Origin of the sequence: Shouchella miscanthi (genome assembly GCF_007725405.1) — a bacterium.
In the GTDB taxonomy this organism is placed as follows: domain Bacteria; phylum Bacillota; class Bacilli; order Bacillales; family Bacillaceae_D; genus Shouchella; species Shouchella hunanensis.
Genome location: NZ_CP042163.1, coordinates 1,032,792 through 1,047,282, shown reverse-complemented (window position 1 = coordinate 1,047,282; position 14,491 = coordinate 1,032,792). Strand labels below are relative to the sequence as shown.

The following is a 14,491-nucleotide window of genomic DNA, read 5'->3' as shown; positions in this document are numbered from 1 at the left end:
ATTACCTTTCATAATTCTGACTTGATTTACCTTATTGTTATGAGTTACTGACTCATAACAATTTCTTTTCTTATTATTTCTTGACCGCCTTTGCCATATTTCTGGGCTTGTCTATAATGTTCCTTTAATTGACTGTACTGCTTTGATGATTTTGCACCTCTATATGCCGCTTTAGCACCTTTGACATATCTTCCACCAATTGCTCCTTTGGCGGCAGCTTTAGCAACACCCTTCCAACCCTTTCCAGCTTTGTATGCTCTATATCCATCAATTGCTGCCCATCCAGCATTAACTGCCAACCAAGCGATATGCCCATCCGGATCAACTAACATTACCGGATTATTATTCGCATACGTATAGCCATTTTGCGTAATGATGTCGTCTTCATCGCCTGGATCTGGGTCTAGGGATAAGAACACGCCGTGCTTTGGCTCGTAGTAGCGGGCCATGAGGTAGTACATGCCGGTTTCTTAATACCGTTCAGTTAATTTTCTCTATTAAAGAAACATAAGCCCGCACGTTCATGCGGACTTTGTAACTCCATATCGCTTGGTAATTTTAGCGCCAGCCACGTTCGTTTGAAAACGTCTCATAATCCTTTGACGGAACATAATTCCATTCGTCATCCGTCTTTTCTTCAAACGCTTCCGCTGCTAGTGTCAACAATTCTTCGAATTCATCATCTTTCGGCATTGTCTCTGGATGTTTTACAACATGTTCATAAAAATCTTTGCCCTTTGCGACAGCGAGACAGCGCGCATAGAGAAAGAAATCGGGCGAAAAAAATGTCTCCTCATCCACGTAAGCCGCTTCACCAATAGACCTTGCATGTTTTTCTGTATCAAGCTTGTATAGTGTCTGCGCAAGCGCTTCTTCAAACTGTTTGATCTGCTTCTCTGTCGTGAAGGCAAGCTTATCTCTCGCCTTTTCCAGTGGATCATCTGCTTCTAAATCAATCAGACTGATAATCTCCCAAAATGCTTTGCTAGGGAGGGGGCTTATTATTTTTTTATTTTCTTCAAACTCTTTATCTCGTAACTCTTTGAAAAACCTCTCTTTTTCTTCTGGGTTATGAATAGTTAACCAATCCCTGTACGGTTCAATCAGAAAATAAAATAGTGAACCCCCCCCCATCGTTCTTCTTCCTTTTATCACTAAAGCTAATTCTTGTTCATTTAATTGCTTATTCCCTACGAAAATTAAATCATCGACATCAATTTCCTCTGCTACAGCTCGATAATCTTTCTCATAAGGTAAATCAATTCGCTCATCGTCTAAGTTGGGAAGGATATCGTCAAAATAACTGGTCAATATAAATAATATTCCTTCCTTCTTCTTTTTCGGATTATACTCTAATACTTTCATTACTGAGTAATAACCGTTTGGTAACTGATAAGCATAGATATCTCCTTGCTTAAAGTCCATAAGTCACTCCCCTTTTATCGCTTGTATCTAGGCATTGGTCTTTTGTGTTTTCCCTGTCACAAAATGTAATTTCTCTTTTTTTATACACTTCATTAACAGCGGCTTATTAATATTCTCGTTAAACATGCTCGCTCCAAAGTTTTCACTTTTTAAGTGTCCATTTTGAAGTGAGCATAGCAAAATCTATTTCAGTTTGATACGTTGTTAATTATCAATAAAAGTCCAAAATTAAAGTAAGAACTTCTTTAACAAAATTATTAATAACACCACTCAATATTCTTTAATTTTTTTTCGTTTTTTAATATCTGTTCAGAACTTTCGTTTTCTAACTTTTCTTGAAATAAATTTCCAATTATTAAACCGGGCACAGATTCTTCAATTAAGCGATTTCTTCTATTGTTATAAATAACCTTTGCTAGTGGTTCTGCATTTTTTCTTAGTACCTTGAATGTGTAATCTGTTAGAAACCAATCTTGTAACCCTATAGCAGAAAATACGTTATCTTGAGTAAAAAGATTCACATCAAAAGACTTTAGTTCTGCTTCAGACTTAAAGAAAATATTAAATAAAATGCAAATTGCATCTCCTTCATGTTTATCAATAATTTGCATAATACCATAAGCATCTTTTATTGGCACAATAACAAAATCGCCAATCGTGAATGATTGTCCTTTTTTCGGCACATAATTTGTTATTTCTTCTCTAAACAACGCTTGGTATTCTTCGTAATGAAATGGTTTCGAGGAAACCATTTCATTAACTATTGCCGCTAGCTCAAATATCTTTTCCCCACTTTTACTAGAGAAAGACACGCCATCCGACTCTGGGTCTACAAAGACATTTCTTATACCTTGTAATTTCATTCTTTTTTTAATTAAACGGACAGCTTCCTCTGTTGTCTCAGTATTTAATTTTTCAGCGGCATCTACCCTAAACCAGAATTCATTTATAACTGCATCAGGAAAATGAATTGTTATATTTTCAAATTGAAAAGATTTGTCCATTTAGCTTCACCTTTACACTCTATATTTTCGCCACTTTTTCTTTGCTATTTCATTTCTCTTATTTTCCAATTTACCAACGCCCCCGTAACGATTAATCCATTTTTGTTCGTATCGCTTTGCCTGTCTGCCTGGTTTTGTTTTCTGTAATACCTTATATGAATATTTATTTTTATCACCTTTTGCATGTTCCTTCTGTCTTTTTTCAAACCTTTTTGAGCGACCAACATATTGTTTCCCTGTGTAATTATTTGTTCTTAGATAAATAGTATTTGTGCGTTGAGCCCTAATACCTTTAACAAACCCTAACGCCTTTTTCGCACCTTTGAATACTTTTCCTGGTCCGAAGTTGGATGCGGCTGCCCAAGCAGCGCCTTTCCAGCCCTTACCTGCTTTATACGCTTTGTATCCATCGTATGCCGCAAATCCTGCGTTTACTGCAAGCCATACCCAATGCCCGTCCGGATCAACTAACATCACCGGATTATTATTCGCATACGTATAGCCATTTTGCGTAATGATGTCGTCTTCATCGCCTGGATCTGGGTCTAGGGATAAGAACACGCTGGTTTCTTAGAACTGGGTTAAAGAAACTGCATTCCACTTGTTAGAAATAACTTACAAATGAAATACAGTTCAATTATTTTTTAATTTTCAAATCCCATTCTAGGTTTTTGCTTATTTTTAGAAACATCTATCATTAAATTCCTTGATTCTTCAAGTAATAATAGATAATAATTAAGTTCAACAAAGTTGTTCTTAGAAGACACCTCTAACATTTCTTGAAGAAAGCTACAATTTACTAAAGAATCCATTTGCTTTTTACGAACTCTTCTTCCGGACAGTATATAATCCATACTACCTACAACCAATGCGGAACAAAGATAAAAATCTCCTTCATCATAATTAGTTTCTCTTTCTATATACTGAATTTCTGAAGGATAAGGAAGATCTTTTAACAACTTATCTAAGCCTAATAACCTATACTTTATTTTTTTTTTATCAAATGATTTAAATTTAGACAACATATTCCTCCAGTCTATCTTCTCTTCCTCCATTTGTTATTCCAAAAGGTTACAGTTTTTCCGTTTCTCAAATAATAACCTCCTTTTGCTCCATTTTTTATTTTATATCCTTTTTTCTTATTGGATAACACTACGGGTTCTCTTCTATCTTTATTAGATCTATAAAAAGCTCTAGACATATCAGTATATCTCTTTTTACTATAAGATCTATTATTCTTAACAACATGTTTGCGGTGGTGATAGTTTAATGAACTTCTACTAGTTTTGAACGTTCCCCTATTCCAATGACGTGCAGTGTTGTACCAACCTTTTGCTGCTTTTAATCCAATCCCACCTACAGCACCGAGCGCAGCACCGCCAGCTGTTGCGCCTACTAATTTCCAACCTCTGGCACCTTTTGCTCTCGCTGCTTTATAAGAGCTTATTCCTCCAATAGCTCCACCTACTAAAGCCCAAACATAATGCCCGTCCGGATCAACTAACATCACCGGATTATTATTCGCATACGTGTAGTCATTTTGCGTAATGATGTCGTCTTCATCGCCTGGATCTGGGTCTAGGGATAAGAACACGCCGTGCTTTGGCTCGTAGTAGCGGGCCATCAGGTAGTACATGCTGGGTTCTTAATAACGTTCAGTTAATTTTCTCTATTAAAGAAACAAAAGCCCGCACCTTCATGCGGACTTTGTAACTTTATATCGCTTGTTCATGAGACAACTTTAGCGTCAGCCACGGTCGTTTGAAAACGTTTCGTCATCCTTTGATGGAACATAATCCTATTTGGCCCCCGTCTTTTCTTCAAACGCTTTCGCTGCTAGTGTCAACAACTCTTTGAATTCATCATCCTTCGGCATTGCCTCTAGATGTTTTACAACATGTTCATAAAAATCTTTGCCCTTTTCTAGGAAGATTTTAAGGGACATTTTTCTAAGAATGGCTGTCTGTTAACAACATATACGACCTTAATGAGCTAATAGACGTCTTATTGTCAAATTAGTGTCATCTATAATTTTTTTCTAAGGTTGACCTAAAACAAGGTGGTACAGTTTGATTGCGAAATACAACAGATATCAGATCAAATATTTCTTCTCCTAAAGGAAGCCAGTCTTTTCCGTGTTTTTCCTTGAGATGATGATTATTTATAGCCAGTACCCCTAGTTCATGTTCTCTTTCTACATAAATTACCCATTCCAATGATTCAGGATAGATTACTGCTTTATTTACTACAATCATTAGAGAGTCATTGGTCTTACCAATGTCTTCTATTAATATTTCTTCAAATTCAACTCCTGAAATTGAGGTAGGTAATTTAGCCATGAAGTAAAATCCATATTTTTCAAAAGTTTCATCGACGTAATCCCAGTCATCAACCATTGAAATATAAATAGTATTATCCCTAGATACTTCTGAAAGTCTTTTAATAGAGTTCCAACCGTCTTCTGATAGAACCCATTCAAATTCGTTAAAAAGATACAACGAAGTTTCTAATTTTAGTATTTGATTTGGAAATTCTTCTCTTACATCTAAAAAGGTTGTAATCCTTTTTTTTTGTTTTTCAAATACTGTTTTATCATTTATGAAATATTCCTTCAATTAAAGTATAACTCCCTTCGTTACTTCTATTTTAATCTAATTTTCATTGAAGCTTTGCGGCTTCCCTTAGAAAAGAACTCTGCTGTCGGTCCTTTTGTTGATTTTGAGAAACCTCTAATTGTATACCTACTTCCTCCCTTAGTCATAGAAATAACACCTTTGTTGTGTATAGATTTTTTGTAGCCATTTCTTCTTAGATTTTTTTCGAAATTCCTTCTAGAAGTATTAGTTTGTATATTTTTTAATCTAGATCCTTTTTCAGTTACATTCCTGTATGCAGATGACGACCTTACAGGAGTAGCTAATTTCTTTCTAGAGAGCTTATAGCTCTTCGCAAACCCTAGCGCCGCTTTCGCGCCTTTAACATATTTCCCTGGTCCAAATGCTGACGCAACCGCACCACCAACACCTCTCCAGCCCTTACCTGCTTTATACGCTTTGTATCCATCGTATGCCGCAAATCCTGCGTTCACCGCTAGCCAGAAGTAATGCCCGTCCGGATCAACTAACATCACCGGATTATTATTCGCATACGTATAGCCATTTTGCGTAATGATGTCGTCTTCATCGCCTGGATCTGGGTCTAGGGATAAGAACACGCCGTGCTTTGGCTCGTAATAGCGGGCCATCAGATAGTACATGCCGGTTTCATGGTCGTACTGGTAGCCTGCGTAGCGGTATGCGTTGTCTTTGACCGCTGCGGTTTCGTCGGCTTTCAGCGGGTTGCCCCACGCATCGTATTCATACGTTGCGAGTCGGTTGCCGTCTTTGTCACTAATGCCAATAACATCGCCATGAGCGTTGTAGTGGTAGTAGTATTTGACGCTACCTTTTTTCATCGCAACGAGTTGACCTGCGTCGGAGTAGGTGTACGACTTTGTCACGACGTTTGAACCGTTCGTTTCATAAAGGACGTTGAGGCTGTCGCCGTCGTAATGGTAGTTGGTAATCGTTGTGCCTACCGCTTTTTGAATGCGGCGTCCGTCTTCATCGTACGTGTACGTGACGAATGGTTTCGTTTCGCCTTTTTTCGTGACAGCGGTCATTTGATCGGCTGCATCCCACGTGTAGCTGTACGTGCCGTCTGTTAGTCGGTTGCCGTTCTTATCGTACGTAAACGACTCGTTGCCCATGCTTGTTAGCTGATTATAGACATTATAGCTTGCGGATTGTACTTAAAAACCACTCTTATTAGCAAAAGCCCGCATTTTTATGCGGGCACGTTCTATAAACGACATTTTATAGCGTTTAAAAAAACAGTTTTACTTCGTCTTCGTCAAGGTACGTTTTTAAGAAACCTTCTATGCCTTTCCATCTCTTCTTCACTTTATTTGTCTCATGAGACCAATGGTATACGAACTCATTATCAACGTGAAGGAAATACAAATCTCCAAATGATTCCATTGCTAGAATTATCAGATGCTTATCCTTTGTTACTTCTGCATACATGGTCTTTATGACAGGCTCGATGTAGAGATCTTTTTCTGGGTTATACGCTTTATGTTCATCGTATAATTCTGCTAGTATGAGACCATCCAAATCTCCACCGTTCCCTGTCAAGAGAAGTTCTTTATACGTTTCTGGTAAAGAGAGTTTATGACATTCTTCCCAAGCATGGATTTGTTCGATTGTTGCTCCTTCATTTAACTCGTAGTTTTCACTACCTACAATTCGATCTAGTTGCTTTGTCAACTTTTTATTCATACGACTCATCCTTATGAAAAATCAATAAACATACGATTTTCATAATGTTCCTTTCCCACTTCAAAAACTCGATCCAACAAAACATCCAGATTTTCAAATTCACGAATTTTTCTCAAGCTGCCTTCTTTAAATTCAATTACTTTTTCCTCTTTATCAAATGCGAACACGGTTCCATTTATAAAAGATTCCCCAAAGAAGTAATAGTCTTTCAAAAGTGTTGGGCCTCGTTTATCTAGCATTATATCTTTTGCAAAGTCTGCTATATCTCTAGGTTGCTGCAACTCCTCTTCAAGAGACATTCCCTTCTCATATAGATCTAGTCCACAAATATTAATAAGGTCAAATAGATACGCACCGTTTGTATAGCCTAAAAAAATTTTAAAACTATACGGCATTTTCCCTTGTATTGTATAGACATTTGCTTCAAGATCATTAAGCTCTTCATGAGTTAAACCGCTCCTAATTTTTGAATGCCAGCCTGTGCCTTCAGGCAATTCTCCAAATAATATAGTTCCTGATCTCAAGATTTTTTTATCATTTTCATATATTGAATTTAATGATAGAATTTTCGATTCAAATTTCAATAATTTGTTACCTCCTTCTAATTAACTTACCGGTAGTTTTTTTCCACCACCTCCCGTTATTATGCAATCTGTAATGTTTTTTTCTACTAACAAATCGTATATTATTTGGGTTTCCTGCCATATCACGATGATGTCTTACATTATTTATATGATGCCCAATCATTCCTTTGGCCTTGCCCTTGTTAACAATCTCAGCCTTCCTTTTATTTGACCAGTTTCTTGTTCCTTTTCCCGTTCTTATAATCATATCTCTCTCTTGCTTCCAAGCATTCCGAACTGCCGATCTTCTTTGTGTTGCTATTTTTGCACTAGAATAGAGTTTCTTTGCTGCTTTAAATTTACTGCCGCCAATAAATCCCCATGCAGCTGCACCAGCAACACCCTTCCAACCCTTTCCAGCTTTGTATGCTCTATATCCATCAATTGCTGCCCATCCAGCATTAACTGCCAACCAAGCGATATGCCCATCCGGATCAACTAACATCACCGGATTATTATTCGCATACGTATAGCCGTTTTGCGTAATGATGTCGTCTTCATCGCCTGGATCTGGGTCTAGGGATAAGAACACGCCGTGCTTTGGCTCGTAGTAGCGGGCCATGAGGTAGTACATGCCGGTTTCGTGATCGTACTGGTAGCCAGCATAGCGGTACGTGTTGTCTTTGACCGCTGCGGTTTCGTCAGCTTTTAATGGGTTGCCCCACGCATCGTATTCATACGTTGCGAGTCGGTTGCCGTTCTTATCGTACGTAAACGATTCGTTGCCCATGCTTGTCAGCTGATTATAGACATTATAGCTTGCTTTTGTTTCTGATGTTTGCCCATTTTTTGTTGTTTTGACTGAGGTTCGGTTGCCGAAGCCGTCATAAGTGAATTCGTTTTTCGTGCCGTCGCGTAACGTTTCGCTCATGAGCTGGTCAAGAGCGCCGTACGTGAAAAAACACCTTAATTAACAAAAACCCGCATCTTCATGCGGACTTTGTAACTTCATATCGCTTATTAATGAGACATATTTTAGCGTCAACCACGTATGTTTGAAAAAGTCTGGTAATCCTTTGACGGAAACAAAAGTATTCATCAGTTCTTCTAAATGCTTTAATGGTAAGAATTTTCTTAGGTTAGTTTTGTTTCTTTATAAATTCATTTAAGCTCCCCACAAATTCCCATTCATCAAAAATATGCTCTTTTTCCAAGCGATAGCATTCATAATCCTCTGAAGCCATATCAACAACATACAAATATGGTTCTTCCTCTCTAAGAAAAAGAAAGTTATTTATAGAATCTATACCTTTAATCATGTTTACAGAAATTGCATCTCCAGCTTGATATAGATCACTTCTTAACAATATATTAAATATTTGTTCCGAATCCGTTTGTCTTATTAAGCTATCTACTTCAACTTGTACGTTATGACCAAAGGTTAACTTTAGATCATACTCATCTTCATAGGTGATGGCAGTGAGCGTTAATTCATCGCCAGAAGGTAATTTCTTACCACAGCAATCTTTCAAGCAGCTCATTTGTCTTTTTAAGTCCGTATCAACTTTATGTAAAGGATCTCTAGAGAAAAGTAATGTGTAAGTGTGGACGTCGGAAAAAATAAAGTCTAACTGATCCATTAAAGAAAAATCTTCAAAAGTGAACACACCGCGTAAATAAAGCGTATCATTAATTAGGGTTGAATGACTTTCACCTTTAGAATCAATGAAACGCTCCAAATCTTCTTCTATTGATGCCCATATAGTTTTTCTTTGCTGAACTTTTGTTGGCCGGTCGATTTCTAAGTCCACAATGACATATAGAGAATAACCCTTTATAAACTTTGATAAGACTTGTCCCGCCTCATTTAAATAATCGTGAAAATCTTTCTCAGTAAAAATTTTATTCCCTAAAACATAAACATCGCTTTTAAATATACGATCCCGAAATTCTGTCCATATTTTCATTGCTACCACCTTAAATTATAGTAATTGTAATGATTTTTCTTTGAATCGTTAAAATGCCTTCCCCTATTTTGTTTTGAGCCAACTCCATAATAATGTCCCGCAGGGTGCCATAAAATTTTCTTTTTCCCAAAATGATAAGTTTTACCAGGCATATGGTTCCCTCTTTTGTATCTAGCTCCAGTAACTTTAGTGGGCTGTGAACTTACCGGTATCCCACTCCTTCTTTTCGCTTGAGGCTGTCGCCGTCGTAATGGTAGTTGGTAACCGTTGTACCAACCGCTTTTTGAATGCGGCGTCCGTCTTCATCGTATGTGTACGTGACGAATGGTTTGGTTTCGCCTTTTTTCGTGACCGCTGTCACTTGATCGGCTGCATCCCACGTGTAGCTGTACGTGCCGTCTGTTAATCGGTTGCCGTTCTTATCATACGTAAACGACTCGTTGCCCATGCTTGTCAGCTGATTATAGACATTGTAGCTTGCTTTTGTTTCGGTTGTTTGCCCATTTTTTGTTGCTTTGACTGACGTTCGGTTGCCGAAGCCGTCATAAGTGAATTCGTTTTTCGTGCCGTCGCGTAACGTTTCGCTCATGAGCTGGTCAAGAGCGCCGTACGTGAAAAAACACCTTAATTAACAAAAGCCCGCATCTTCATGCGGACCTTTACTTTTACTTTTAAACGACAGAATTTAATAATTACAAACAGTATTCCATCATAAATGATTAGTATAACTTAATAATTCTCTAATTCTTGCTCTAAATCGTTTAAAATTTCTTTTACGGGAACAGTAATAGAATCTTTATTGTTAAAAAAAATTGAAACACTGACTCCATCGTTGTCTATTCCAGGTAGCCAACTATCAATAAATTCTTCTAAATCAATTGAAACAGCAACTGTCTTCTTCCACTCTTTCATTGCACATAATTCAGCATGTTCTTTTGTGGGCCAAAAATTTAAGCTTGTACTTCCATTATCTAATTTTGAAGTCACCCACCCCTGTTCATTTCTTAGAGACCATACTTCTTCATAATCAGAAACCTTTTTTATAAAGTACTCATATCTTTTTTGTGAATTCATTCGCATGGTTTTTTCAATTTCTAACTTATTCATAGAGCATAGAATTCTCCTTTCATTTCTTCTATATTTCCATCTTTTAGTACCTGTTTTACCTTTACCGTACCCATCATGAAAGTGTTGTAATCTATGGTTTCTTATAATTTGCTTATAACTTGAACCCTTTCTTGCCTCATGCCCTCTTTTGTGAGCTAACTCATGCCCCTTCGGTACTCTATCGTTTTACAAAGACTTTAATTTAGCATGCTTTCCTTGTCTACCTGCACCCTTCGCAAACCCCCAGGCCTTTACGCACATTTTAATACTTTTTCTGATCCGAAGTCGGATGCAGCTACCCAAGCAACAACCTTCCAGCCTTTACCTGCTTAAGCATTGCTTGAGCTGTAGTCATCTTTATAGTAGATCTCAAATACAAAATGAGCTACTAAAGCCCGCACGTTCATGCGGGCCATTCTGTCGATCTAGTCAAGCTAGTTATAATTAATAAAGTTTCTTATAACCATTCTATATACTTTAATTTCCTCATGTTATATTCTAGCTCTTCATTTACAGTACCATTAATCCTATCCTCAAATAGCTCAATTACGCTTACATCAGCTAAAATTTCTTCAACCAACCGATTTCTCCTACCATTGTGAATAACTTTACCAATGATTTCTCGTTCCCGATCAACCACTTGAAAAGAATAATTTAAAACGGAAGTATCTGAAAACGTAGCTCCTGCAAATACATTTTCCCTCGTAAGCTTCATTTCCCTCTTCATTTCTTCAATGGATGCATACGTCCCGTCAAAGAATAAACATACTAGACCATAATTTTCATTTATCTCTATTAACTGTGCAGGTCCATATTGGTTGTTTCTTAGAGGAATAGCTAAAATATTTCCTATTTCAAAAGACTGCGCTTTTGGTACTTTGTGCTTTTTCATTCGATCTTTTATTTCTTGCAAAACTTGTTCATCATGTGAAAAAGACACATCTATTAATTGATTAATAAGCAGTACCACTGCCAGCATGGTCTCGCCTTTTCTTGTGGAGATAGAAGCACCGTCTGCCTCATCATCAATGATTATTCGACCTTTAATACCAGCTTGTTTAATTTCTTTTTTTAAGAGCCTCACTGCTTCAACCGTTGTTTCTGTAGAAAACAATTCAGCAAAATCTTCATAAATCCAATAGTCCTTGTTATCAATTTCTGGAAAGTAGACGTCCACCTCCCCTATAGTAACTGTTACATTTGCCATAAAAGCTTCCCCTTAAAGTCTTTTAGACAGTAGTCCTCAAATACAAAATGAGCTACCAAAGCCCGCACGTTCATGCGGACTTTGTAACTCCATATTGCTTGTTCATGAGACAATTTTAGCGCCAGCCACGTTCGTTTGAAAACGTCTCGTAATCCTTTGGCGGAACATAATCCCATTCGTCATTCGTATTTTTCCAAATTAGGCGTCCGCAAATCGTTTAATCGGTGCAGTACTCATGGACATCCATGAAAACTGGATTGGCTCTTCTAGAAAATATAGTGAATGGAACTAGGGTGTATGTAAACCTTATTCTTCGCTCATGTCTCACTCATTAGCGCCGATGGCGACTCCCTTGGGAACAGCAACAGTCTGAAAATCCAAGTGTGGTTTCCTCGAGGGAGTTGAGGCGTTGCCCAGGGAATGCGTCCATCGGCGCTATGTAATGAATATTACTTGAAGTGAGTGTTTTCATTTTCGGATAAAGGATGATATTTTTAGACAGACCTAAACAAATTATAAAAGCAGTGTATCGTGATTTTAAACAGAGATCTGGACTTTACTTTTAAGACGTCTACTATAAATTAGTGTCCACTATCATTAAATAATATTAATTCATCATTTTTCTGACTGAATTTTCAAAGAGAATAATCTCCCATTTACCACACCGACCAAGTTTCTTCCCTGAGAAAAAACATATGAGAATTTTATAATCTTATGGTCATTTGAATCAATCAAATTAAATGAATCATCATTATTAGTTGCAACCTTTCTAATGTATCCATCAGAATCGTTATAGAAATAATACTTTATATCATTTTCTATGAATAAAGAAACAGGAACGAAACTTAAAATTTCCTTATTTACAATTAATCCACCTTCATTTATTTCACAAACATTATAGTTTCCTTTCGACATATAGCACGCGAAAATCTTGCGCTGATTTATATATGTAAAACTGTAGGAATCTATAAGATCCATAGCTGCATCTATTTGACCGATTGAAACTAAATTATCATTAACGTGAAATCGATTTATTCCTCTCATACTAATATCATTTTTTAAGCATGAGAAGATACCCATCTCATCATAACCAATCCATATTGAATTGTCTAAATCTACAGCTAACGAATTAATAAATCTTCCTCCAAAGAATTTATTTATTACTCCTCTATCAGTATTCCATATTAATACGTTTGGTTCTATGTTAGGGACAAAATCTTCATAATCGACATCTTCTACGAGAATGAGATTGTTCTGAAATGGTATACAAATCATTATTTTTTTTTCGAAACAAAGTTGATGTTTCTCTAATATCTCACCATTTAAGCTATGAATCATGATATTTGTTCTAACAATTTGATTTTCTTCTACATTTGTAAGAACTACAATTTTATTATCACTCAGATTTAAATAACTGTTATCTTGATAATCAATACCTAAATCGGACATCTCTATTTTAATATTATTTTTCAATGTTTTCACCTATGTGCAGAGAGAGAATTAAATTCTCTCTCATATTTTTAATAAGGATAACTAGCCACTACAAAATTACCGTTTTTTACTACTTTAACTGTTTTTGTCAATTTACCTCGTGTATTCCTGCCAATTGGTTTCTTGAATTTCTTAAAATGTACCGTCCTTCCGTCACTCTGTCTGTAAGCAATTGGAGCACGCCCTGTAGCACGTGTAGTCTTTTTTAGTGACCTTATGCTCTTAAATTTGCTTTTCGGGGATCCGTTAGGCATTTTTTTTCTCGATTTCGGGCCATGATCCTCTTTAATATGCCTCCAATTGAAATTTTTACCTGACTTCGCAAACCCTAACGCCTTTTTCGCACCTTTGAATACTTTTCCTGGTCCGAAGTTGGATGCGGCTGCCCAAGCAGCGCCTCTCCAGCCCTTACCTGCTTTATACGCTTTGTATCCATCGTATGCCGCAAATCCTGCGTTCACCGCTAGCCAGAAGTAATGCCCGTCCGGATCAACTAACATCACCGGATTATTATTCGCATACGTATAGCCGTTTTGCGTAATGATGTCGTCTTCATCGCCTGGATCTGGGTCTAGGGATAAGAACACGCCGTGCTTTGGCTCGTAGTAGCGGGCCATGAGGTAGTACATACCGGTTTCATGATCGTACTGGTAGCCGGCATAGCGGTACGTGTTGTCTTTGACCGCTGCGGTTTCGTCAGCTTTTAATGGGTTGCCCCAAGCATCGTACTCATACATTGCGAGTCGGTTGCCGTCTTTGTCACTGATGCCAATGACATCGCCATGAGCGTTGTAGTGGTAGTAGTATTTGACGCTTCCTTTTTTCATCGCGACGAGTTGACCTGCGTCGGAGTACGTGTAGGACTTTGTAACGGCGTTTGAACCGTTCGTTTCATAAAGGACGTTGAGGCTGTCGCCGTCGTAATGGTAGTTGGTCATCGTTGTGCCAACGGCTTTTTGGATGCGGCGTCCGTCTTCATCGTATGTGTATGTGACGAATGGCTTCGTTTCGCCTTTTTTCGTGACAGCGGTCATTTGATCGGCTGCATCCCACGTGTGGCTGTACGTGCCGTCTGTTAGTCGGTTGCCGTTCTTATCGTACGTAAACGACTCGTTGCCCATGCTTGTCAGCTGATTATAGACATTATAGCTTGCTTTTGTTTCGGTTGTTTGCCCATTTTTTGTTGTTTTGACTGACGTTCGGTTGCCGAAACCGTCATAAGTGAATTCGTTTTTCGTACCGTCGCGTAACGTTTCGCTCATGAGCTGGTCAAGGGCGCCGTACGTGAAAAAACACCTTAATTAACAAAAGCCCGCATCTTCATGCGGACCTTTACTTTTACTTTTAAACGACAGAATTTAATAATTTAATCATTACAAACAGTATTCTATTCAGGTAGCCAACTATT

At 37.7% G+C, this 14,491-nt stretch carries 12 protein-coding genes and 8 pseudogenes; 1 reads left to right on the top strand and 19 read right to left on the bottom strand.

Features of this window, described 5'->3' with window-relative positions:
* Positions 1-131: 131 nt before the first annotated feature.
* From FPV17_RS05025 to FPV17_RS04945, 17 genes and pseudogenes are all read right to left on the bottom strand, one after another.
* Positions 132-470 (bottom strand): annotated as a pseudogene (locus FPV17_RS05025) (RHS repeat-associated core domain-containing protein); the annotation flags it as partial.
* A gap of 88 nt (positions 471-558) precedes the next feature.
* A complete protein-coding gene (locus FPV17_RS05020) occupies positions 559-1,425 on the bottom strand; it encodes a DUF4240 domain-containing protein (protein WP_246117134.1) in 867 nt (288 codons plus the stop codon).
* 257 nt (positions 1,426-1,682) lie between these two features.
* The gene (locus FPV17_RS05015) at positions 1,683-2,429 is read right to left on the bottom strand and encodes a hypothetical protein (RefSeq protein ID WP_144558364.1); all 747 of its coding nucleotides are present in this window, start codon (positions 2,427-2,429) and stop codon (positions 1,683-1,685) included.
* 12 nt (positions 2,430-2,441) lie between these two features.
* Positions 2,442-2,990 (bottom strand): annotated as a pseudogene (locus FPV17_RS22195) (RHS repeat domain-containing protein); the annotation flags it as partial.
* 83 nt (positions 2,991-3,073) lie between these two features.
* Positions 3,074-3,451, bottom strand: coding sequence for a hypothetical protein (locus FPV17_RS05005; protein ID WP_144558363.1), 378 nt, complete (start codon positions 3,449-3,451; stop codon positions 3,074-3,076).
* A 14-nt stretch (positions 3,452-3,465) separates the two neighbouring features.
* Positions 3,466-4,053: an RHS repeat-associated core domain-containing protein gene (locus FPV17_RS05000; RefSeq protein WP_246117133.1), complete on the bottom strand. Its 588-nt coding sequence runs from the start codon at positions 4,051-4,053 to the stop codon at positions 3,466-3,468.
* A 397-nt stretch (positions 4,054-4,450) separates the two neighbouring features.
* A complete protein-coding gene (locus FPV17_RS04995; protein WP_144558361.1) occupies positions 4,451-5,044 on the bottom strand; it encodes a hypothetical protein in 594 nt (197 codons plus the stop codon).
* Between the two features lie 26 nt (positions 5,045-5,070).
* A pseudogene (locus FPV17_RS04990) lies at positions 5,071-6,213 on the bottom strand (RHS repeat-associated core domain-containing protein); the annotation flags it as partial.
* Between the two features lie 79 nt (positions 6,214-6,292).
* Positions 6,293-6,748 carry an SMI1/KNR4 family protein gene (locus FPV17_RS04985; protein ID WP_038477502.1) on the bottom strand — a complete coding sequence of 152 codons (456 nt, stop codon included), beginning with the start codon at positions 6,746-6,748 and terminating at the stop codon, positions 6,293-6,295.
* Between the two features lie 11 nt (positions 6,749-6,759).
* The gene (locus FPV17_RS04980) at positions 6,760-7,332 is read right to left on the bottom strand and encodes a hypothetical protein (protein WP_144558359.1); all 573 of its coding nucleotides are present in this window, start codon (positions 7,330-7,332) and stop codon (positions 6,760-6,762) included.
* A 7-nt stretch (positions 7,333-7,339) separates the two neighbouring features.
* Positions 7,340-8,269 (bottom strand): annotated as a pseudogene (locus FPV17_RS04975) (RHS repeat-associated core domain-containing protein); the annotation flags it as partial.
* Between the two features lie 181 nt (positions 8,270-8,450).
* The gene (locus tag FPV17_RS04970) at positions 8,451-9,278 is read right to left on the bottom strand and encodes a hypothetical protein (RefSeq protein WP_144558357.1); all 828 of its coding nucleotides are present in this window, start codon (positions 9,276-9,278) and stop codon (positions 8,451-8,453) included.
* Between the two features lie 2 nt (positions 9,279-9,280).
* The gene (locus tag FPV17_RS04965; RefSeq protein ID WP_281284344.1) at positions 9,281-9,490 is read right to left on the bottom strand and encodes an HNH/endonuclease VII fold putative polymorphic toxin; all 210 of its coding nucleotides are present in this window, start codon (positions 9,488-9,490) and stop codon (positions 9,281-9,283) included.
* A gap of 20 nt (positions 9,491-9,510) precedes the next feature.
* Positions 9,511-9,894, bottom strand: a pseudogene (locus FPV17_RS04960) (RHS repeat domain-containing protein); the annotation flags it as partial.
* Positions 9,895-10,007: 113 nt separating this feature from the next.
* Positions 10,008-10,385: a DUF2750 domain-containing protein gene (locus FPV17_RS04955; protein WP_144558354.1), complete on the bottom strand. Its 378-nt coding sequence runs from the start codon at positions 10,383-10,385 to the stop codon at positions 10,008-10,010.
* A gap of 90 nt (positions 10,386-10,475) precedes the next feature.
* Positions 10,476-10,553 (bottom strand): annotated as a pseudogene (locus FPV17_RS22365) (polymorphic toxin type 8 domain-containing protein); the annotation flags it as partial.
* Positions 10,554-10,842: 289 nt separating this feature from the next.
* Entirely contained in the window at positions 10,843-11,592 is a 750-nt protein-coding gene (locus FPV17_RS04945) for a hypothetical protein (protein WP_144558353.1), read from the bottom strand.
* Positions 11,593-11,770: 178 nt separating this feature from the next.
* Between FPV17_RS04945 and FPV17_RS21755 the strand changes: the two are divergent.
* Positions 11,771-11,884, top strand: a pseudogene (locus FPV17_RS21755) (transposase); the annotation flags it as partial.
* 323 nt (positions 11,885-12,207) lie between these two features.
* Here FPV17_RS21755 and FPV17_RS04940 read toward each other — a convergent pair.
* Positions 12,208-13,065: a hypothetical protein gene (locus FPV17_RS04940; protein ID WP_144558352.1), complete on the bottom strand. Its 858-nt coding sequence runs from the start codon at positions 13,063-13,065 to the stop codon at positions 12,208-12,210.
* Positions 13,066-13,112: 47 nt separating this feature from the next.
* A pseudogene (locus tag FPV17_RS04935) lies at positions 13,113-14,372 on the bottom strand (RHS repeat domain-containing protein); the annotation flags it as partial.
* Positions 14,373-14,491: the final 119 nt, after the last annotated feature.

Coding starts and splice junctions, on each gene's coding strand:
- FPV17_RS05020 (WP_246117134.1), bottom strand. CDS start 1,425: ATGGACTTTAAGCAAGGAGATATCTATGCTTATCAGTTACCAAACGGT.
- FPV17_RS05015 (WP_144558364.1), bottom strand. CDS start 2,429: ATGGACAAATCTTTTCAATTTGAAAATATAACAATTCATTTTCCTGAT.
- FPV17_RS05000 (WP_246117133.1), bottom strand. CDS start 4,053: ATGGCCCGCTACTACGAGCCAAAGCACGGCGTGTTCTTATCCCTAGAC.
- FPV17_RS04985 (WP_038477502.1), bottom strand. CDS start 6,748: ATGAATAAAAAGTTGACAAAGCAACTAGATCGAATTGTAGGTAGTGAA.
- FPV17_RS04970 (WP_144558357.1), bottom strand. CDS start 9,278: ATGAAAATATGGACAGAATTTCGGGATCGTATATTTAAAAGCGATGTT.
- FPV17_RS04955 (WP_144558354.1), bottom strand. CDS start 10,385: ATGAATAAGTTAGAAATTGAAAAAACCATGCGAATGAATTCACAAAAA.
- FPV17_RS04945 (WP_144558353.1), bottom strand. CDS start 11,592: ATGGCAAATGTAACAGTTACTATAGGGGAGGTGGACGTCTACTTTCCA.